This is a genomic window from Chryseobacterium sp., from assembly GCF_019236175.1.
In the GTDB taxonomy this organism is placed as follows: Bacteria; Bacteroidota; Bacteroidia; order Flavobacteriales; family Weeksellaceae; genus Chryseobacterium.
Genome location: NZ_JAFAJM010000013.1, coordinates 61,174 through 83,083, shown reverse-complemented (window position 1 = coordinate 83,083; position 21,910 = coordinate 61,174). Strand labels below are relative to the sequence as shown.

13 protein-coding genes are annotated in these 21,910 nt (G+C 34.6%); 6 read left to right on the top strand and 7 right to left on the bottom strand.

All coding sequences use genetic code 11. From position 1 onward, the window contains the following. Nucleotides 1-19 precede the first annotated feature (19 nt). The 3 genes from JO178_RS10430 to JO178_RS10420 are packed head-to-tail and all read right to left on the bottom strand — an operon-like array spanning nt 20 to nt 6,970. Complete coding sequence (locus tag JO178_RS10430; protein WP_291935109.1) at nt 20-2,566, bottom strand: prolyl oligopeptidase family serine peptidase; 2,547 nt, start codon at nt 2,564-2,566, stop codon at nt 20-22. Continuing rightward, the gene (locus JO178_RS10425; RefSeq protein WP_291935107.1) at nt 2,556-3,962 is read right to left on the bottom strand and encodes a RagB/SusD family nutrient uptake outer membrane protein; all 1,407 of its coding nucleotides are present in this window, start codon (nt 3,960-3,962) and stop codon (nt 2,556-2,558) included. The genes JO178_RS10430 and JO178_RS10425 overlap by 11 nt, the downstream gene beginning before the upstream one ends. 17 nt (nt 3,963-3,979) lie before the next feature. Then, nucleotides 3,980-6,970 (bottom strand): SusC/RagA family TonB-linked outer membrane protein, encoded by a 2,991-nt coding sequence (locus JO178_RS10420; protein WP_291935105.1) that lies wholly within the window; start codon nt 6,968-6,970, stop codon nt 3,980-3,982. A 978-nt stretch (nt 6,971-7,948) separates the two neighbouring features. Between JO178_RS10420 and JO178_RS10415 the strand changes: the two genes are divergently transcribed. Then, nucleotides 7,949-8,293, top strand: a complete 345-nt coding sequence (locus tag JO178_RS10415; protein WP_291935103.1) for a helix-turn-helix transcriptional regulator — start codon at nt 7,949-7,951, stop codon at nt 8,291-8,293. 978 nt (nt 8,294-9,271) lie between these two features. Here JO178_RS10415 and JO178_RS10410 read toward each other — a convergent pair. Further along, entirely contained in the window at nt 9,272-10,531 is a 1,260-nt protein-coding gene (locus JO178_RS10410) for a hypothetical protein (RefSeq protein ID WP_291935102.1), read from the bottom strand. Nucleotides 10,532-11,076: 545 nt separating this feature from the next. Between JO178_RS10410 and JO178_RS10405 the strand changes: the two genes are divergently transcribed. The 3 genes from JO178_RS10405 (at nt 11,077) to JO178_RS10395 (ending at nt 16,636) form a co-directional block, all read left to right on the top strand. Next, entirely contained in the window at nt 11,077-14,076 is a 3,000-nt protein-coding gene (locus JO178_RS10405; RefSeq protein WP_291935100.1) for an AAA domain-containing protein, read from the top strand. Nucleotides 14,077-14,160: 84 nt separating this feature from the next. Continuing rightward, nucleotides 14,161-15,279 (top strand): hypothetical protein, encoded by a 1,119-nt coding sequence (locus JO178_RS10400; protein WP_291935099.1) that lies wholly within the window; start codon nt 14,161-14,163, stop codon nt 15,277-15,279. 85 nt (nt 15,280-15,364) lie between these two features. Continuing rightward, nucleotides 15,365-16,636 carry a HEPN domain-containing protein gene (locus JO178_RS10395; RefSeq protein WP_291935097.1) on the top strand — a complete coding sequence of 424 codons (1,272 nt, stop codon included), beginning with the start codon at nt 15,365-15,367 and terminating at the stop codon, nt 16,634-16,636. 75 nt (nt 16,637-16,711) lie between these two features. On the opposite strand, the gene JO178_RS10390 is transcribed toward JO178_RS10395, so the two are convergent. Continuing rightward, nucleotides 16,712-17,530, bottom strand: coding sequence for a hypothetical protein (locus JO178_RS10390; RefSeq protein ID WP_291935095.1), 819 nt, complete (start codon nt 17,528-17,530; stop codon nt 16,712-16,714). A gap of 167 nt (nt 17,531-17,697) precedes the next feature. Here JO178_RS10390 and JO178_RS10385 point away from each other — a divergent pair, with 167 nt between their 5' ends. Together JO178_RS10385 and JO178_RS10380 are read left to right on the top strand one after the other, a co-directional pair. Further along, nucleotides 17,698-18,018, top strand: a complete 321-nt coding sequence (locus JO178_RS10385) for a hypothetical protein (RefSeq protein WP_291935093.1) — start codon at nt 17,698-17,700, stop codon at nt 18,016-18,018. A 41-nt stretch (nt 18,019-18,059) separates the two neighbouring features. Then, on the top strand, nt 18,060-18,230 hold the full coding sequence (locus tag JO178_RS10380; RefSeq protein WP_291935092.1) for a lmo0937 family membrane protein: 171 nt from the start codon (nt 18,060-18,062) through the stop codon (nt 18,228-18,230). 97 nt (nt 18,231-18,327) lie between these two features. Here JO178_RS10380 and JO178_RS10375 read toward each other — a convergent pair whose 3' ends face one another. Beyond that, complete coding sequence (locus JO178_RS10375; RefSeq protein WP_291935090.1) at nt 18,328-20,415, bottom strand: type IA DNA topoisomerase; 2,088 nt, start codon at nt 20,413-20,415, stop codon at nt 18,328-18,330. Nucleotides 20,416-20,435: 20 nt separating this feature from the next. Then, nucleotides 20,436-21,890: a DUF3945 domain-containing protein gene (locus JO178_RS10370; RefSeq protein ID WP_291935088.1), complete on the bottom strand. Its 1,455-nt coding sequence runs from the start codon at nt 21,888-21,890 to the stop codon at nt 20,436-20,438. Nucleotides 21,891-21,910: the final 20 nt, after the last annotated feature.

Sequence of the window (21,910 nt, the reverse complement as noted above, 5' to 3'; positions counted from 1 at the left end):
CTACAAATAAAGAAGGATGCTAATCAGCATCCTTCTTCATTTGTTTTTCTATCCACGAAAAATCTTTTTTACCTTTCAGAAAATAATCCCACCAATCCTGTATTCTTACAGAAAGATCTTTCTCTGCCGTGGAGCCTATCGTAAAGACATGGGCTTCTCCAGGATAGAATAATGCAACCACATCTTTCTTATTTCGCTTCAGCCCAATATAAAATTCCATCGTTTGGTCCCAGACAATTCTTTTATCTTCCAGTCCGGTCCATAAAAGCATAGGAGCATTTACTTTATGTACATTTTCAATAGGGTTATTATTAAAATATAGATTTTTATTCTCCGCAAAAGTAGCATGCATATTATACTGACCTTCTTCAAACTGCCAGTAAAAAGGGGTAGATGACGTCTGATTATAGGAAAAGTACATTCTTATCAAATCACTAGCCCCAGCTCCTGAAATATAGGCTTTGAAGCGACTCGAATGACCTGCTATAAAATCAGTACGGTATCCTCCAAAAGAATGTCCTATTAATCCTACATTAGTAAGATCAATACCTTCATGATTTTGTAAAGCATCCAATGATCTTTCAACACAGTCCAGTGCCGACCACCCTACCCCAGATGACCCATTCACAATATCAGGAAGATATACAAAATAGCCTTGCTCCAGAAGTCCTTTGATAGAGAATCCTACCGGAAAATTATTTAAGGGAGATAGATATTGGTTAGGATTTCTGCTCTGAACTTCATAGATATGAGTTACCATTGGGTATTTTTTTCCTTTTACATATCCAATAGGATAATATAAAAGTCCTTTTAATAATGTTCCGTCTTTGTTTGTAAAATAAACTATTTCTCTTCTTATTAACGCTGATGTTTTATCCTGTGGATTACTTTGAAAAATAACAGTACCTTTCTCTTTTCCTATCTCTTTACACATAATCCGTGGCGGCTTATTCAAGCTCTCTTCTACATAGACAGCCTTACTCAATAAGTTATCAGTTTTATACCATGTAATATTGGATGCTGAAGAAGCCATAATTTTTTTTAATTTACCTTTATACCATTTCAAAAAAGCCTTTTCTATGGTTCCTTTCTGAGTAACAGTTAAAAGTATAGGTTCATTTATATCCACTATACTTACCCTGAAATCATAACCTGTCTCTGGATATAAATCAGTTTCATCTTTAGTAACAACTCTTACTTCATTTTGATCATCAATATGGAGTGCATCAAATTGCCCTGTAATTATTTCATATTTCCACAGATCATTATGGCTTTCAAAGTAAATTATTTTACTGTCAGGACTGAAATATGCCTTTTTAAGATTTCTTTTCATCAGTATTGTTCTTTTCAATGTTTCTGAATCTACTAATACCCATAAATCATCCTTATTCCTGTAAATAAAGTATTTTCCTAAATCAGATACTGATACTTCTGGATGCATCACTCCGAGGTCTTTATAGATATCCTTTTTAAGATCATAAATATAGCTGTGAACCATTGGAAACAAAGTTGAATAATTCTGAAGTTCGTCCCTGTTAAACATCAGAAAACAATCCGGGTTATTCAAATTGACTACTGTTGAAAAACGGCCGGATGGAACAGTGCGGACCTTATTACTTTCTTTATTCCATAGCCAATATCTTGTACGGGATGAACCTTCCTGTTTGGCTTCAAGATTACCATCATTTCCATACCAAATATCAACGGTTCCCTTTTCTGTGGGGATGTGCTTTATTCCCGTAATCATGATAGCCTTTCCGTTCTGTATTTCTGTAAAGCGCAGATATTCATCTCCTTTAACCACACCTAGATCGGGACACATCAGTTTTCCAGTGTTTATATTGACAAAAACAACCTTCTGAAATTGGCTATTTGAACCTTTCTCACTATTTGTTTCTTCTTTTAGAATCAATAAATTACCTGAAGGCATCTCTTCTATACTTTGAATATAATTCCTTGTAGAATATACTGTAACCAACCTATTACCGAAATACTTTACCAACTGGCAATAAGGTCCTGATTTTTTCACAATATACAATGCATCTCCAAAACCGCTTACTCTGAAATACTGTACTTGTTCTACCATTTCCAGCAGTTCAGACTTCGCATTATACATATGAAGAGCGCTGTCTTTAGTCTGTAAAAAGTATTTCTGTCCCTTTTCTATAACCCCGCTCTGTATTATATTCCCTGTTTCATCCTTATCCTGATTCCCCTTGAGTTCTCTCTGAAATCCGGTCATCAGATTCCACATCTGTGCTTTTCCCTGTTCCAATGTCAATAGCTGGTTGTTTTTAACAAATGAATACTGATACTTTTTGATGAGTGAAATAACCTGCGATTTCATTCCTGATTTCCCGGAAGACAATACCACCGCTGTATCATAATTATTTCTGTAAACCTTCGTTGCTACAATCCATTTCCCATCGTCAGAAACCTTATTAACGGCAATATTGTAATAGGATGAAATTTCATCTTTTACAGAGTCCTGATGTATTTGTGCACGGCAAACCATTCCCAGAAGAATTAACAAGAGAATTATCAGTTTATTGATATTAATAGCCATTATTCTGCGGATTTAGGTTAGCATTAAGCAGTAAATCTTTTTGTGGAACCGGCCACACTATGTGAAAAGGTTTCCAGTTCGGTTTTACAGCCTGTAAATCTCCAAGTCTGTTATTTCTTTTTAAATCAAGAAAGCGATGTCCCATTTCTGTAAAAAACTCTTTTCTGTTTTCCATCAGGATTTCACCAAGCAGAACTTCTTTGGAAACGGATGAGGCCATAAGACTGAGGCCTGCTCTTTGCCTAACAGGATTGATATATTGCAGAGCCTGCGCTGTTTTGTTCTGCTGAACCAGTGTTTCAGCAAGCAGTAGATATGCTTCTTCTAAGCGAAATACTATAGAATCTTCCGTATCATTGATCGTTATATTTTTATACTTATTGGCACGAAACCACGTTTTCCCACCTGCAAATACCGGTGTCATCCAGTATTGTTTTCTTAAATCATCCTGATCAAATGAACTGATCAGACTCTCAGAAAGTGCATAACCCGTTGGTGCAACACCTGCAAAATAATAGAGCATGGCCTCTCTCACCGGATCACCGGGATTTGCAGGTTTTAATTGCCACAAGATATGTCTTGAATCTTTCTGAAATACCTTTGAAAGATCGTTCTGGAAACTATACAGCGGACTTCCTGTAACTATTGTAAGCACGTTCTCCGCCTGAGACCATTTCTTCTCAAGCATATAGACTTTGCCAAGCATTAACTCTGCTACTTTACGATTGGGATATACCCTTTCGGTTTCTCTATACTGATCTGGCATAAGCTGTACACATCGCAAAAGATCCGTTTCCAGCCTTAACTGTACTTCGCTGGGTTCTACTCTTGACAGATGCTGGTTTACATTGTAGTCGGTACTCACCGGATAAGGTATTGCTCCGAAAATCTGCTGTAAATAAAACAGTAGTATACATCTTATGAGCAGAGCCTCACCCTCTATTCTATCTTTTTCAGTACCCGGCAAGGCTGATGCTTTAACACCCTCTATAATAGCATTGGCTGCATAAATATTCTGGTAGGCGGAAGACCAAACTGAATACACCATGGAATTGGCATCCAGCTGCTGATTTTGATAAAGCGCCAACACACCATTGGTATCAGCTAAGGCGTAAGAATCCAGATCATCCACATAGACTCCCAGAACAGGGCCTAGCGATTCTCCCGAAAGCGGTGAGTTGTCCCTAAGACCTGCATAAAGACCCGCTAATGCGGCATTAGCCGTTTGAACATCTTTAAATATCTTATCTTTTCCGATCTGATTGGAGGGGGTTTCCACGTCCAGCATCTTTTCACAGGAAAAAATAAGTCCACAAAACAATAATACCAGCATCGTATTTCTACAAAGTAGCACTATTTTATGATTTTGATATACTAAGATTTTTAGATTTTTCATAATTACTTTTTTAACATTTACAACGAGATAAGCACTCCAAATGAATACGTTTTTAGAGCAGGCAGATAACCGATATTTCTAAACTCAGGGTCAGGCCCGAAATATTTGGTAAAGGTCAAAAGGTTCTGTCCTTGAAAATAGATTTTCACGCTTTTAAAACCTCCTCTCACAGGAAGCTGATATCCCAGTTCCAGATTCTTAAGACGGATAAAGGATGCATCAGATACTGCTGCCGTACTGTTCATAAAAAAGGCGTGGAGTTGATTTTTTATACCGTTACTTCCTGAAGAGTATGGCATGTATATACCTCCGGGGTTCTCCGCAGACCATACATCCATTACCTCTGCAGGCTGGTTGTTCATGCTTCCCGGTATAGGCATGATATTATTGTAGTTCCAGTTTTTCTGCTTAACGAACTGAAATAAAAAAGAAAGGTTCCAGTTTTTAAAACGAAAGTTATTATTCCAACCTCCAAAACACCGTACGCCGATATTTTCTACCGCCTGCCTATCATCGGGAGCAGAGATTTTCCCGTCTCCGTTAAAATCTTTGAACCGGTATAACCCTGTCTCAGGATCAATTCCCTCATACTGATATACCTTTACCGAAGTAACAGGCTGCCCTATAACGTAGGTATTAGCATAAGAGGAACCAGCCAATCCCGGAAAAGAGAGTAATTTATTTTTTGGAAAACTTATATTAATACTTGATTCCCATTGAAAAGATTTACCTGAAAAAGGTTTTGCGGAAAGCTCCGTTTCCCATCCCGAGTTCTTCACTACGGAATCCAGATTAGCCAGAACACTTGAAAAACCCGTTATTGAAGGAAGTTGATAGCCTACCAGTTGACTGGAAGAACGATTGCTGTACCAGGATGTAGTCAGGTTAATCTTGTTTTTCAAAAATCCCAGCTCCAAAGCAGCTTCCAGTTTGGTAGTTTTCTCCCAGCTATAGTTGGGATTATACAACCTTGAAGGAGTAAGACCTGCTGTATTATTATACAGGTATTCTGAGAGATCATAGGTATCCAGATAGCCATAATCCCCTATATTATCACTTCCGGTAGTTCCGTAGCTTGTACGGAGTTTCCCAAAGCTCAGCCATTTCTTATTTTTCAGGAAAGGTTCCTGAGAGAATATCCATGCAGCTCCCAAAGCTCCGAAATTTGCGAACTTATTATTGGGACCAAAACGGCTGCTCCCATCTCGTCTTCCGGTAATATTAAGAATATATCTTCCGGCATATTGATAATTCACTCTTCCAAAGAAAGCGGCATAACGGTACTCTGTCCTGATCTGATCAGTAATAATCTTAGTCCTTGCCGCTCCTACATTCTCTATAAAGGCATTGCTCTCAAATCCAATCCCAATCATTGAACCCTGTGTTCCTATTTCCCGCTGAAAAGTGGTCCCTATAAGTACATCCAGGGTATATTTATCTTTTTTCATCTGCCAGTTCAGCTGGGGTTCCAGGATAAACGAAAAACGGTCCTGATTGCTGTTATAAGACTGTGAACTGGCACTGGACTGTCCCTGATAAGAGGCAGGATTATATATGGTATTAGGTTTTAATGATCTTTCATCAAATGACTGGTAATTCAGTCCTCCGCTAAATTTTAAAAACCAATGTTTCAGCAGTTCATACTGCAAGTTCACATTAGATAAAAACTGTTTATTCTCATAGGAATAAGAACTGTTATAAAGTCCGGCAGGATTGTTGAAAGTATTGCTCTCCCAGTTAAGGTTTCCCTCCTCATCATATAAAGCAGGAGCATTGGGCGAAAGCAAAAAGGACTGTTTGGTGATATCCTCGCTCAAGACATTATTTTTCTGAACAGAAAACCTGTTGGAAACATTAAGCTGAAACCGCTTATCTTCGGAGGTGTGGCTGATATTGGCAGAGAGATTATTAGTGGTATACTTAAAATCTTTTGCAAACACGGTAGACTGTTGGCTATGTCCATAGCCTATCAGAAAGGAAGTCCTTTCATTTCCTCCGCTTAAAGAGACATTTGCTGTAAAGGCATCTGCTGTATTTCCGATGAGTGTTTTTCTCCAGTCTGTATATCTATCCTGATCCCACATTCCATTGATATCATAGGCATTAGCCGGATAAGCTGAGATCCCGTCATTCTGAAAAGCCTGATTTCTCATTTTTAGATAATCCGCAGTATTCAGCATCTTAAGGTCAGTCATGACCGAACTTACTGAATAGGTGGTACCCACATTTAATTCCAGATTCTTGGATTTTACTTTCTTCGTAGTGACCAGCACTACTCCATTAGCTCCCCTTGATCCGTAGATAGAGGTTGCATCGGCATCTTTCAAAATCTCAATACTCTCAATATCCGCAGGATTAATGCTGTTAAGCGGATTAATACTGCTTGCCGGAAGTACTGCACCCGAAAACTGGGAGGCCATTTCTCCTCCTACCGGAACTCCATCTACAACATATAGCGGAGTGTTTCCAAGAGATCTGAGACTGTTCTTTCCCCTGATCTGAATATCATATCCACCACCGGGAATTCCTGAGTTTTGTACGATGTTTACTCCTGCTACCCTTCCCTGCGTGGCAGAGAGTACATTGGTGACAGGTTGTTTTCCGATATCTTTTGCTGAAACTTTGGCGATACTTCCGGTTCTTTCTTTGTCTTTAACCTTGTAGTAGCCAGCGTTGAGAATAACTTCTTCGATTCCCTTTACTTTCTGTTCTAAGCTGATATTAATGACTTTCTGATTAGTAAGTGTGAATTTTTCTTCTGCATAATCAGAGTGTTTGAACAATAGGATGGGATTTTCTGCTGAAACCTGTAATGTATAGGTTCCGTTGTTGCCGGTCATGGCTATCTGATCACTGCCCTCTTGGGAGATTATAACTCCCTGTAAAGGTTTACCTGATGAGGTGACGGTACCGGAAATGGTGCGTGTTTGGGCAGTTGTTCCAATGCTTACAGCGGTAAACATGAGCCCAAAGAAAATGCCTCCTATATTGTAATAGGAATTTTTCATAGATTTGTAAAGGTTTTTAATTTTTAAAGATTAATTACTGAACTGTGCTCTTTCCCGTTGGTCTGCAAACTCTATGGGAAGGGGCTTTTTTCTTTCTTCTGATTTTAAGTTGAGTAGTTTTTTGATTCATTTTTTAGATAAAGACTTTCCTGATGCCCTTTGGTATGAAAAAGGACTGAGGTCTAAAAGCAGTGACCTTAAGGCACCGGAAAGAATTGAATATGAATGAATCTGTGTTCCCGTGTAAGCTTTTTAAAGCCGCAATAGGTTGTACATTCCTATTGTATCTTACAGTTTCTATATGAGAAAGCATTTATTTAAATTAAAAACAGCTCTACCCCTCTGACCAATGAAGTCTTTCACTTTTTATATTTTGTAATAAATTCCCTGCGTGCTAAAAAATAATTTGGAAAATTGAAAGAAAGCAAGTACTTTTAAAGTGTGTGTTTAAATCGTAGTCTGGCTTTCCTTTTACTATTAAAGGAATTTCGGAGTGTAATGGAGTCTGATTATCCCTCAACTTCTGTATATATGTCGTAGTTGTGGTATAGAGCTGTAGGTTTTTCTATCTGCAATGCTAGTGAACTACTCCAGTGAACAATAAGCAGAATGGTTGAAAATGTCGTCCTCATAAGTTTAGTTTTTTTATGGAACAATGCCTTTGAGTATGATGTGAATACATGCTAAAATAGCATGGAACGGCCTCACACTAAAGAGTCAAGGGCGACCAAACCCACTTTAAACCGAAGCTTAAAGTTTCCATCTGAAGTACGTGAGAACCGCCCACATGCCGTATGCAAAAGTAAGAAACTTTTAGACATGGAGCGATTTCACGAGTTTCTCGATGGAAAATTGGTCGTTTTGACTCGAGAAGACATCGTTTTATTAAACCATTTATAGGTTAATAATCAATTCGCTACAGCAAATATAAGAATAATATTCAAACATCCAACTGGTTGGATAAAATAAATAAATTAAATGGAAAAAAAAATTACATTTGAAATTACTCAATTTGACTTTGATTTAATAAATCACATACGAAATTTGAGAGAATCAGCAGGTTTTACAAAAGAAGAATTAAGCCTTAAAATGGGGTTGGCTAAATCATTTGTTGGAAATGTAGAATCCTACACACAGCGTCACAAATATTCTACACGCCATATCGCCATGTTGGCTAGAGCTTTTGGATATAAAAACATATCAGATCTGATGAAATTTCCTACTCCAAAATATGATATGGTAAAAGTTACAGTGAAACAGACATTAAATGAAAATAATACTAAAGTTATAAAAAGTGAAATTTTTAAAATTAACCCTATTTAAAATTGAAGACTTCCCTTTTGATAATTTTTTAAAGGGAAGTCTTCACGTTAGAATGAAATCGGATTCTATTTTTTCATTTCTATAAATTCACTCCCGAGGTACTTTTAAATGTCAATTATTCTTAAAAACATATTGTATTTTAGAATTAATACCTACTGCGGGTGATTCTTCTGTAATCCGGTATTAAATCTTATATACCAGCAGCTTAAAAAAATTTAGCTCCATACCACTGCTTTCTGAAAAAATTGAGAATTACCATTTTGTAAGATTATTGTTGAATGAATAATTATATACCTATTTTGAAATGATCATGGTTTAGTTTAGTACGAATATCATACAAGTCTTTTCTCATAGCAATGCTAAATTATTTAATGCTACTACGTCTCGGTCAAAAATAAACTTCTTCATAGCTATTATTACATTATCAGATCCAAAAACTGAAATATTTACAAGCTCTATTGATATTTCATTTTTAAGCCTATCTATAGAATCTACATTACAGCGATCTTTAATAAGAGTTGTTTTTTCTTTAGCCTAATTCAAAAGTGTATAACACATTAAAATGATTATTTTATATCTTACTTCTTTTTTTGTCTGTTTGGCATCTTTTTTTAATTTGCTACTTGCCACTAAAAAATCAAAAAGCTTTTCAGAAATCCACAAATTCCAGCTGGTTCAACTCAGGTCAATATCTAACCTATTGACATAAATATTTTAGTTGTTTTTTAAGTATAAAATATACAATTAGGTTTTTATAATTTTTTGAGATTTAAAGTAAACTTTACGAAATGAAAATTTAGCTATGTTGATTCTTCCAGATTTTTTTCATAAAATTCTGTAATTTCCGTAAAAAATCCATTATGAGATAAATAGTCTACACGTAGTTGTTTTCTTTCATTTTATCATTTTTTGAAATTTGCATTTTGATAATACTCTGAAAAACACCGTCATACAATAATTAATTTGCACATTTTATACTCATATTCCTAAGTCTTTAATAAGCTCCTCTCTATTCTGATCTGAAAGCCAAATCAGAAATCCTTTATCTACTATATTTAATTTTAAATTACTACTATCATAATCAATAATTATAGGTATAGTGTGTTTTTTTACTTGTAATGAAGCAATAGATTTCAGAGCAAGAGTTAAGTTCCCTTGATTTAATTCATTCTTTCTGGGATGATCATTTTGCAAACGAGTATTAATTTCACTTCTTTTTAATCCAGTTTCAAGTTTAGTTATATCTTCCCTTAAAATTGCATACATAATCCATTTGTGCATTTCCAACTCGGTGGTTTGAAAGCCCTCAGAAATATTAGTTAGCAAGTTATAATATCGTCCTGAATGCTGAGAAATAACTTTTGAAATAATATCATCTAAGCTACTACAATCAAGTGTTAATGTATTATTACTTGTTTCTTTTACTTCATTTTCAACGCAAAGCTCGTAACAAACTTCTTGGACTATATATACATTATTTAGACTTTTCTCAATTAATTGTTCTTTTCCGTTTTCAGGTATCACAATATTTAATAATTGCTCCCCGATAGACATTAATTTATTCAAATTATCGTCAGTCCACTCATCTGCATTTACTGATTTCACTCTCCCTGATAAGTCACCATTCAATGCTATTAATCGATTTTCCTCTAACCATACACCTACAATAATAAATATATATGGTGAATTTTCATGAAATGCTTTTAGTTCCTGTGCAAAATCTACCTGAGTTTCGTCCTTTAAATAATGAAAATCTTCAACCACAATATTCTTATTAAAGTCCATACCTTTCAGAGCTTTAATAATGTCATTGACATCTTCAGGATCTAATTCTAAAGGCTGATATTCCTTAACTGTTCCTTTTTCTCTTTCAGCTTCAGCTTCAGCTTCAGCCCTTGCAAAAAGATTCCATCCAGCTGCAACCTTAACCTTAGCCTTTCCACTCAAAGTTTTTGTTTCTGAAATCTGGACAGTGAAACCAGCTTGCTTTAATATCGTTACGTTTAAAGTATACAAATCCATCCTATTATTACAGTGTACAGTAATATATTCAGAATCAGATAAATTTCTTTTTCTTAGACATGTTTTACCTTGCTTTGAGCTTCCAAAAATTACAACATGATGTCCTCTATTTAATGAATCACGAAATACTTTATCAGCTTCTCTTTCTACATAATTACTTGGTAATTCTCTTTGAATTCCAAAAACATCTTTGGTTAGAAACTTTTCATCTTCCATTTTATGCTTTTTTGATGGTTATTTATTTTTTATGATTTAATTATTGTATAAAAAATTGCCCTACTTCCAACATTAAATTCTTTCATACTGCCCTTAAAGGAATATTTTCACTCTCATATAAACCTTTTACCAAAGAGGCAATTTTCTTGAAATTTTCACTTAATACTTTTGGCCTCCCTCATTTTTCGCCCTTATCCTATCTGACCTTGTCAACAAACCTTTTTTAATTCTGAGATTCTGTAAAGCCTCAGTTTGTAAATAGAGGCTTTGTTCAAATTTGCTTATTCTTGCATACCCAGTTAACATAAGTATACCTTGATCATTTTTAACAAATATAACGTAATTTATTTTTGCTTATAACTAAAATATACTGAAAAACATAAAAAAAGAATTGTAAATAGTTTTCAAAGAAAGTACACAAAAGCAATCGTTTAAAAATAAATCATAACCAATTAATCAGATTGCACATTTTTACGGATTCCCATAAAGTAATCTCATATAATTGTCTTATTTTAGCTTGACATCACTTCTACTAACAATCAAAAATGAATCAAAAACATTATAAATGGCTCACCTACTGGAAAAAGAATTTAACAGACTCCCTTAATACCAATATTGAAATTGATGTTGCTCAGCATTTTGAAATTGAAGATTTCAAAATTGAAGACAATTCTATTGCTGATCTTAAAAAAGTTAATACACTTATTGATTTTGAAGAAAGAAGGATCAATGAAAAAAGAGGGATTAAAAATAAAGATGATGAAGACTGGATCACCATAGATTATGTATTTATTGTTATAGCACCCTTTAAGCTTAAACCGGCATCAGACCATCTCGTTCATCTCAGAGATAAGAAGCCCAAATTTCCCTTCTGGTACTCTACTTATTTAGACAGAAATGGAAAACTCTATATTCCTGACGAAATGTTTCCTTTATTTCAAAGACAGTATCTGGAACCTCTTGCTGATGAACGAACTGAATTTATTTTTGGGAGTATTGAAGAAGTAGATTTAGCCACTACGCTAGGGAAAGAAAATTATTCAAAATATCCTGAATATGTACAATATGTAAAGGATATATTTAAAAAAGTTACCGGGCAGCAGCTATGCAAATATCAGTCAGGAGCTTATGAAACGATCTTTAATGCCATAGTATTACTTCCACAAGAGGAAATGAATGCAGCAATGGGAATCATTGAGCTGTATGAAAAAATTCTTCACCAAAAGAATCTTCCCGAACTTTTACAGTCTTTTATAACTTTAAACAATAATCAGGAAAAGTTACCTATTACTGTACCTGATTTAATAAATACCAATGAGCTGCATCTCGGGCAGATGGGTTTTGATTTTCCTATTTCCATTTCGCAAAGAAAAAGTTTAAATACTCTTTTAGGATCTAGTGAAAAGGTTTTTGCTGTTAATGGTCCACCAGGTACCGGAAAAACAACACTTTTACAAAGTATTGTCGCTAATAAGATGGTTGAAAGCGCACTAAAAGGAGAAGATGCACCAATTATTTTAGCCTGTTCTACCAACAACCAGGCAGTTACCAATATCATAGACAGTTTTTCCCGGTCCAATACAGGAGAAGGAAAATTACAAGGCAGGTGGATTCCAGATATTGACGGATATGCTACTTATCTTCCCTCTACCAATAAAAAAGAAAGCGAATTAAAAGGGATTAACTATAAAAAACTAAATGGTAACGGCCTTTTTAATGACATTGAAAATTCAGAGTTTCTACAGGATACTAAAGAATATTTTTTACAGAAAAGTAACGAATACTTTAATTCTTCCGCTCTCAGTTTGTCTTCTGTAGTTCAAAAATTACAAACAGAAATTTCAGATATTGAACAAATCCTACAAGACTCCGGAGATACGTGGAAGGCTTATTTACAATCCGAACATGTATTTACCTCTCATTACCTTCTTGATAATTCAAAAATTTCCAAGTATTATCATGAAGATTTACTCAATGAAGATGTACTCAAAAATGATATTGAAAACCTCACTAAAACTGAACAAAATATCATTATCTATTTTAGCAATGAACCATTCTTTAGAAAGTTCTTTTGCTTCCTGGGAATACAATCGGCACTGAAAAACCGTGCTTCGGAAGTAAAAATAATTCTAAGAGATTCCCAAATTGCAATTCCTGAAAATTTTGTGTTCAAGAAAAATGAAATTCTTGATATCATAGATTCTAAGATAAATACTGCTAAAAAGATTATGGGTTCCATTGAAAAATGGAAACTATGGAAGAATAACAATTCAATTAAAGGTAACCCTCCACGTTCGGAAGAAAAGTATTGGGAGTTTGAGCACTTAAAAATAAAAGAAAAAATAAGTGCCAACTGTTTTTATGATGAGCTTGATATTTCACTGCGTCATAAAGCATTTCAATTGGCTTTACATTACTGGGAAGGAAGGTATCTACTACAGCTTGAATCTGATCTTTTCGATCCTAAATTTAATGGAAAAGGGAAAGAGCCTATGATAAACAGATGGAAAAGACATGCTATGTTAACCCCATGCTTTTTCAGTACATTCTACATGGCACCAAAGTTTTTCAGTTTTTATAAATTTTTAAGGATGAATGGAGAAGGCAACAAAATACATGATAATCCGCCTCTATTTAATTTTATAGATCTTCTAATCGTTGATGAAGCAGGCCAGGTTTCTCCGGAAGTAGGCATCGCCACATTTGCTTTAGCTAAACAAGCTGTTGTTGTAGGAGATGTAAAGCAGATAGAACCCATTTGGAATGTTACCCATAAAATTGATATCGGTAACCTTAAAAAGTGTGAAATTATCGAGGAATATGATGATATTGTTTACGAAAAAGAATTTGATCCTAAAGGTTTTCTTTCTTCTACCGGCAGTATTATGAAAATGGCTCAAAATGCCTCAGGATTTAAGGAAGCCAATTTACAAGAAAAAGGAGTACTGCTAACTGAACACAGAAGATGTTATGATGAAATCATTAATTACTGCAATGTATTAGCTTATGATGGTAAACTTATTCCATTAAGAGGAAAAGCAAAAAATGATTTACTTTTCCCGCCAATGCATTGTATTCACGTTGATGGCCAATCTACAAGAAACCCAAATGGCAGCAGGTTTAATATTGAAGAAGTTAAAACAATTATTAACTGGCTGACAGAGAACAAAACAGAAATTGAAAAGAAATATGAGTGCATTGAACATGCTGTCGGTATTATTACTCCATTTACCGGACAAAAAAACAGTTTAAAATCAGCCTTAAAAGATGCAGGATTTAAAGTTGAAGACTTTAAAATAGGTACTGTTCACGCTCTACAAGGAGCAGAAAGACCTATTATCTTATTTTCTATGGTCTATGGTGATGAAGATAAAGGAACACTGTTTTTCGATAGAGACAACAAACCCAATATGCTCAACGTAGCCGTTTCGAGAGCCAAAGATAACTTTGTTGTTTTCGCCAATACCAAAATTCTTGATAAAAATGCTAAAACGCCTTCAGGCGTACTTGCTAATTTTTTAAAATATAACGAAACAGTAAGTTAATTTATAAACGCACGATTTTAAAAATACTTGTTACTTAATCATTAATAACTTCAGAATTTAATATTACTAAATACTGTACTTAAAATGAATGACCTCATTAAGCTTACTCGAAGAGAACTCTATGATAAGGTATGGGTTACACCTTTAACTACACTATCTAAAGAATTTAACTTATCTGATAATGGACTAAGAAAGATCTGCAAAAAATTTGATATCCCATTACCCCCTATGGGATACTGGCAAAAATTACAGTTTGGGAAGAAAGTAGTAAAAACCCCATTGCCACAACAAGAAAATGAAAAAGAGATCAAAATTCATGTAGATAGAACTAAAAATGAACCTAATCCCATAAATTCACTCAAGCAAATTGTTACTGAAAAGATTAAAAGCAATTCCGCATTAATTTTAAAAGTACCTGAACGGTTAAGTAAACCTGACGAAATTGTTAGCAAAGTGCAAGCTAACCTTGAGAACAAAAAAGTTCGTGATTATGCAAAAATAATAGGAACGATTCATACGGATAGTGGATTGCCCCATATTGTTGTTTCACCCAAAAATGTTTCTCGTTCATTAAGAATATTGGACAATTTAATTAAGAATTTTAAGATTTTAGGATATAAGGTGAACGTAGATTCTGAAGGATTAAAATTCGCTGCGTATCAAGATAAAATTACATTATACATTAAAGAAAAAAGTAATATTAAAGATACAACGAATGAAAGAGGATGGAAAAGCAGAGATTTAATAGCAAACGGTAAACTAGCAGTTAAGATCGTACAATATGGAACAACTGAATTTGCAGACACAGAAAAATTACTTGTTGAAGATCAAATCGAAAAAATTTTGATAAAAGTTGAAACTGAGTTTCAAAGAATGGCTGAAAACAGAAGAGTGTGGAAAATTGAAAGTGACAAAAGAGAGGAGCTTAGAAAGATTGAAGAAGCAAAACAAAAATTGAAGGGCGAAGAGCTTACCAAATTTATTTCTTTTTATAATGATGCCCATCGATGGAAGAAGTTTATGATTCTAAAAGAATATTTTGATTATATGAAATCTAATAATACCATAAATAAAGAATGGATTGACTGGGCTGAAAAAAAACTTGATTGGTACAATCCAGCGAAAAATGCAGAAGACAATTTAATGGAAGATGTTGATAAAAACTCGTTAGAAACCAAGAAGAAAAATAGATGGGACTGGTAAAGAATAAATTAATATAGAAATCAGAATGTTATTGTAACACACAATTATAAAGAATGTATCAGAATATTTTCAGTTATATAAATCCATGAAAAAAAATAAAGAATTCAAAGGACTTTGGTATATACCAAGTGATCCAAAAAACAAAATTGGTGGAACATTAATAATTACACCTGACAAGATAGTATTAGAATTGTTTGGATGTTATAATACAGAATCAGAAAGTATAATAAACACAATATTGGAAAATAAGGTATCGACTGTAGAAGCAATACATGGTAATCTTATTGATAGTAAAAAAATAACTTTATTTAATTGTCGAGAATCACTAAATATAAATACTTCGAATTCTGTCCACTTAAGTACTTATGAATGTCTTTATGTCTTAGAAGGTTTACATTTAAATTCTACTAAAGATAATTTCTTTAATCAAATTTCTTTACACACACCAATTCTTTCCCAATGGAAACACCCTGCCATTATTGAACGTTCATTTTACTTTTGTGAACACAGTAATAAGGTAAAAAAAGTGGAAGTTTCTGCGGATCAAGCTTCCAACTGGAAAAAGAGTTTTGATATCACAGAAGGATATCAATTAACCCTTAGTGGCAATGGTCAATTTAATGGAAATTTTGAACACACAGAATTTAAGTTTAACCAAGACACCACTCTATCAATAATATGTAAAGAAAAAAAGACTTTTTCAGATTTATTAGAAAAGGTATTTCTTGTTTGCAAGTTTGTAACATTGGCAACACAAACTCCTGTTTTAATAACTGAACTTTTTTTATATAATGATGTTATGCAGCAGAATTCCGATCCTATAAAATTATATTACGTAAGTAAGAAAGAGTCCACACAAAAAGTTGATTCTACAAATTTTTTATTTACTTATGATGATATTTCTGATATTTTTCCTGAAGTAATACTAAAATGGTTTAAAGAAAGTGACCGCCTCGCTCCAATTCGGAATCATTTAATAGCTAGCATTCAACAGAAAGGATATTTTTCAAGTCTTGATTTCCTAACTATTATACAGTCTTTAGAAGGTTATCATCATAGATTTATAGGCACTGATAAGAAGCTAAAGGAGAGAATAAACGATTTAATAAATAATTTCAATATCATAGACCTTGTTCGAAATAGCAATATTAAAGTTGATCGAGTAGTAAAAACTAGAAATTATTATTCTCATTTTTACGAAAGGAAAGGAAATGAGCTAGCAGGGCGAGAATTATTAGAAGAAACTAATAAATTACGAGTTTTACTTACTTGCTGTGTACTTTCACTAATAGGTTTTAATAGTAGTAAAATAAATGAAATTTTAAATAAAAGGAATTCCATTAAAAGTTTTCTTTAATGGAATTTTTAACCTTGTTTGTACTAGCTTGGAGTAGTACATTTTTATAAAGCGTTATCAAAGAATGGTATCTCCCTAATCCATCAAGTTATTTAAACGATCCAAATCTTCCTGATCAATTCTATGCTTATCTGTAATTGTAACCAGTCTTTTTGATCCATCCATATAAATAATATTCACAGATACTAATTTCAATGTCTGAACGATATCAGTAAGCCAAACATTGTCAAAAGACCATGTCCCTGAAGCTAAACTTTCAACCGGACCTATTCCTTTTCTACTTATATTAACTCCTACTCTATCTTTTACAGCATTTTTACCGTAAAAATTGAAAGTGATATATTTAATTGTTTTTTTGCTGAAGTTTAATATTTTAAACTCTGCCCCTGTAAATGAATAATCTTCTGTAGGAAATGCAGAAATGATGGCAATTCCGTTTTTCTCTCTACTGAAAATCTTATCGTAAACCTCGTTTTTAAGTTTGCGCATATAAACCTCCGAGAATCTTTTTGACCAAGAGTCAAGACTATCTTTTTCAACAGGTGTAAGATTATTGAATTTAGTTTTGATGTCAGCTAATTGTTTTTGTTTACCCTTTACATAGATCTCATTTTCATTTGAATTATCTTCCATATAGTACTTCTTTCCATCAAAATAAAAACCTATAATATCTTTTGTACTCGAATACCCTTTACATTCAGTAATATCTGTTACAAAAAGCATATCCTGGGGCTGATATTTTTTGTTATAATCTCCTGTTCGATAACAAGACGGACTAAAGGAAGGATAAATAAGAGAACTATTACTACGTAGGACTATGATTGAATCTCTGGTAAGCTGGCAGGAACAAAGATGTGCAAAAAAGATTACACTCAGAAACAATAGTTTTTTCATGATTAACGTTTCCGCAAATATAAGAAAAAACGATATGAGATTTTTACGGGTATCCTCAATGCTCATATTATACAAGAATATTCTGACCTTCAATAAATCCCTACAAAATGTACCACATTTCTAATAATGGCAAAAAAGTTGTAACTCTTTACAGAAATATCTATCGTATGAACAATATAGTAAAAATAGCATTGGCCTTGGCTGCGGGAAGCTCTTTGCTTTATCTGGGCCTGCGAAAGAAAGGCAAAAAGAAAAATTTATATATCGCTCCCGACGGAAATACTTATAAAGAAAATCAGATTTACAGAAGTTATGATAATAAGCTTTATAAGAACGGTAAAGAATTCCGTTACAATGTACCTGATTTATCCGATACCTTGTATGAAAACAATACCAATTACAATACAATAACAGTCCCTCTTCATTTGAGTTATAAAGCTCACTATAAAAATCCAAGTTACCAGCATAAGGGGTCGCGGCATCAATAGAAAATCCTTAAAAATTACCACTAAACAAAATATATAGTATTATGAGAAATTTATTATGGCTTGTTGCAGTAATATGCATCGTTGTATGGCTTTTAGGAATGCTTGGAGTTATTCCGGGCATGGATACAGGAAGTTTAATTCATACTCTTTTGGTGATTGCAGTTATTGTAGTCCTAATCAACATTTTTACAGGTAGGAAACCTTTAAACTAAATTTATTAATGAGGATAGAATGCTTAAAAACATTCTATCCTCATTAATTATTAAAATTGCCGGAACGGACGCATTACATGTTAATGCCTTAATCTAGCTAAATATTCTTTTTAAACTCAAATGCTGTACTGAAATCTTCTTTTAAAAATATATAAGCATCAAACTTCTTCCCGTTTTTGCTTTTCATATTCTTGATTAATGATGTTTTATTTTGAGTTAATAGTAAAGTAATATCTTTAACACTGAGTTGTATTCCGCATATAATTTTGAAGAGAATCCAGTTGCATTGTTCATCTGGGCATTTTACGATTTTGTCTTTAATGATAAGATTGTACTGTTTGCATTTGGGGCATTTTAATTGTGGCGTGTTTTCTTGGGGGATATGAAGTGATAAAAGTTCGCTGGTGATTTCTGCTGTGTAGTGTTGGATATTGTTCATAAATTGGGTTTTGTTGATTTCTCCTTTTTCAATTCTGTCCAGTGCTATTTCCCATTCTGCGGTCATTTGGACATTGGCTATTTTTTTGTCTTTGACAAGGTTGTAAACCTGCAAGCCTTTTTCTGTGGGATGCAGGTTTTTGCTTTTCCGGATGATATAGTTTCTGCTGAGCAGGGTTTCAATAATGGAGGCTCTGGTAGCCGGGGTTCCGATACCGATATTGGATAGCGCTTTCTGTTCTTCTTTGTTTTCAATAGATCTGCCTGCATTTTCCATCGCTGATAAAAGATCTGCTTCAGTAAAAAGTTTGGGAGGTTGCGTTATTTTTTCCAGTAGTTCTGTTTTTGACATTTTCAGCTCATCTCCGATTTTGAATTCCGGAAGTTCAGTAAGGACTTCATTTTTATTATTGGAATTTTCATTGTCAGATAGAATTCCTTTGATGGCTCTCCAGCCTTTCTCTAGGATTGCAGAGCCTTTGATCTGGAATTCATAATGATGTACTTTGATAATGATGTGGCTGACCTGTTTAGTACAGGCATGGGACAAGGATTCTAATAAACGGTAAGCAATCATATCATAAATGGCTTTTTCCGTAACGCTAAGTGCTGATGGAACTTTCGTAGTGATAAGTAAACCATGATGGTCTGTCACTTTTAGATCATTCACAATCCGCTTGTTGAAGTTTCCGAATTTTAAAGTAGATATGGGTGGCTTGAATTGATCGGCTGTATTAAGAATCCTCACCAGTTCAGGAATCTCAGTCCATAAATCTACAGGAATATACTTGCTGCCGGTTCTGGGATAGGTAATGAATTTCTTTTCGTACAAGCTTTGAGCAATCTGTAAAACCTCATCGGCAGAAAGCCCCAGTTTCCTGTTGGCTTCTTTCTGTAACTCTGTAAGATCGAAAAGTAAAGGAGACTGTTCCTGTACTGTTGTAATGGATACATCTTGTACAACAGCTCTTCCCTCCCGCTCTATGGATTTTTGGATTTGTTCTGCCTGCTTTTTTTCTTCCCATTGTAATAGTGAGAGGCTTGTGAAGTCCGTATATTCTTTTCTATGGCTCAGCTGAATCTGAAAGTATTTTTGCTTAGTGAAGTTTTGATGCTGAAGAAACCGTTGGCAGATTAAAGCAAGGGTTGGTGTTTGTACTCTGCCTAATGAATAAACATCATGGTTTCCTGCAATGGTTAATGTCTGAGTGGCATTGATTCCTACCAGCCAGTCCGCTTCACTTCTGGCTTTAGCTGCTTGATACAAACCGTCAAAGGCATCGCCTGGCTGAAGGTTTTTAAATCCGTCCTGTATTGCCTTTTCGGTAAGGGAACTGATCCAGAGTCTTTCAAAAGGTTTATTACACTGTATGTAGTGATAGATATAGCGGAAGATCAACTCTCCTTCCCTTCCTGCATCTGTTCCGACAATAATACTACTGCATTGATTGATGACTTGTTTTATGGTGTTGAGTTGTTTTAAAGCGAAAGGATCAGGCTCATAGCCGTTGGGGTTCTTTAGTTTTTTGGGAGTTAGAATAAAAGGTTTCGGAAAGATAGGCAAAGAGGCTTTATTAAAGCCCCTTATACCATAATCCTCCGGCATTCCTAAGGCGATCAGATGTCCTAATGCCCAGGTGACACAATAGCCGTTACCGGATAAATAACCATCTTTCTTTTCATGGGCTCCTAATAATTGTGCGATTTCTCTTGCGACACTCGGTTTTTCTGCGATGATTGCTTTCATATCAAGGATTTAGATGATTATTATAGTTTTTGTCCTCTTGGTTTTCTAACCTTTTTTTGCTGATCCTCCTGCTGTTTATGGGTAGGCTGCTGCTGTTTTGATTCTAAAGGCTCCTTCACATTTTTAGTAGCTTCATTGGTTTTACCTTGGGTGTTCACAGCAGTTTGAGTCTTATGATCTTCTGTAGGTTTTGCCTCCTCTTTAAGTTTATTAGGATGAATAAATGAAAAGTCGGTTTTGGAAGTTTCTTTGTTGAAGGTAATATAACCTTGATAGGCTTTACCCTTAGCATCTGTAAGACCGTCAACGTACACGGTTTGCCCGGCTTTGAACTTTCCATACTGTGAATCGTCCAGTTCTTTTCCTCTGAATACTTTGGGTGCTTCTTTATCCGAAAGTTGAGTTTGTTGTTGGTTATGATGATGTTGTTGACTTTGTTGCGGTATCTGGTTATTGTTGAACAGAAATTCCACATACCGCTTATCTGCATTGAATTGTACGGTGGCATCGAAAAGTTCACCTTTTTTAGAGGTCATGCCTTCAAGATACAATGGTGCTCCTTCCAATAGGGTTTGTTTCTGATGTTCATCAAGCCTAATTCCTTTTATTTCATCAGGGATTTTCATGTATTCCGCTCTATAAGCAACCAATTCATTGGTTAAACGATCACGGCTGATAACAGATGGAATGATTTCATCTGTTTTAGGATTGACCAGATCTACTACCCGGCCCATATTCCCAGTTTCTTTCAGATTCTTTTTGTCTTCATCCGTGAACTGGTGACCTAAGAATTTACTGTTAAGATTCGGTTCTTTTCGGATGCCGTGCAGATGAACGGCAACTTGACCTGCATCTCCTGTCTGAAGAGATAGCCGAACATCCATCCTACTGACTGCTGTTCCCAGATTAATGGTTATGGGAATCAAAGTATTGGTTTTAAATCCTCTGAGTAATGAATCCATTGCATTCATTTTTTCAAGCTTCTCCTGATTAAGTCCAAATTTTTCCATCGTTTTCCAGTCGATCTGTTCTGGCTGAAAACGATATTCCTGATTGTCTGTGTTGTTGTCCATTGTATTTTGATTTTTTGGATTGTTGTTATGTTGCGGTAAAATTTCGTAGTCTTTCAGCTTTTCTTTTTCTTCGGGAGAGGCCTGATCAACATATTTTTGAAGATCCTTAGCGGTGTTGACAGCATCGTATTCTGAAACTTTGAAAAAGTTGAAATTCGTGGGATTTTTAAGCTGCCGGTAAAAATTAGAAAAGAAATTGGAGAATAGATCTCCATGTTTATCAACTCTGATCAGCGGCTCATTATCCTCTTTTTCTTGTGGAGGAACTTTTTGAAGATTACCATCTTGATCAATTCCTTTGACCATTTCAACCTGATTGGTATGAATGTTCAGGATAAGGAGTGTATCTGTTGTCAGTTTGAGTTCATTGGGTGCCTGAGGGTTTATCAATTCACTTTCCATTGTATTTCATTTAATAGAAC

Excerpts from the sequence above, each read along its gene's own strand:
- JO178_RS10410 (WP_291935102.1), bottom strand. The coding sequence starts at position 10,531 with ATGGAAGATGAAAAGTTTCTAACCAAAGATGTTTTTGGAATTCAAAGA.
- JO178_RS10430 (WP_291935109.1), bottom strand. The coding sequence starts at position 2,566 with ATGGCTATTAATATCAATAAACTGATAATTCTCTTGTTAATTCTTCTG.
- JO178_RS10370 (WP_291935088.1), bottom strand. The coding sequence starts at position 21,890 with ATGGAAAGTGAATTGATAAACCCTCAGGCACCCAATGAACTCAAACTG.
- JO178_RS10400 (WP_291935099.1), top strand. The coding sequence starts at position 14,161 with ATGAATGACCTCATTAAGCTTACTCGAAGAGAACTCTATGATAAGGTA.
- JO178_RS10405 (WP_291935100.1), top strand. The coding sequence starts at position 11,077 with ATGAATCAAAAACATTATAAATGGCTCACCTACTGGAAAAAGAATTTA.
- JO178_RS10395 (WP_291935097.1), top strand. The coding sequence starts at position 15,365 with ATGAAAAAAAATAAAGAATTCAAAGGACTTTGGTATATACCAAGTGAT.
- JO178_RS10420 (WP_291935105.1), bottom strand. The coding sequence starts at position 6,970 with ATGAAAAATTCCTATTACAATATAGGAGGCATTTTCTTTGGGCTCATG.
- JO178_RS10390 (WP_291935095.1), bottom strand. The coding sequence starts at position 17,530 with ATGAAAAAACTATTGTTTCTGAGTGTAATCTTTTTTGCACATCTTTGT.
- JO178_RS10375 (WP_291935090.1), bottom strand. The coding sequence starts at position 20,415 with ATGAAAGCAATCATCGCAGAAAAACCGAGTGTCGCAAGAGAAATCGCA.
- JO178_RS10415 (WP_291935103.1), top strand. The coding sequence starts at position 7,949 with ATGGAAAAAAAAATTACATTTGAAATTACTCAATTTGACTTTGATTTA.
- JO178_RS10425 (WP_291935107.1), bottom strand. The coding sequence starts at position 3,962 with ATGAAAAATCTAAAAATCTTAGTATATCAAAATCATAAAATAGTGCTA.
- JO178_RS10380 (WP_291935092.1), top strand. The coding sequence starts at position 18,060 with ATGAGAAATTTATTATGGCTTGTTGCAGTAATATGCATCGTTGTATGG.
- JO178_RS10385 (WP_291935093.1), top strand. The coding sequence starts at position 17,698 with ATGAACAATATAGTAAAAATAGCATTGGCCTTGGCTGCGGGAAGCTCT.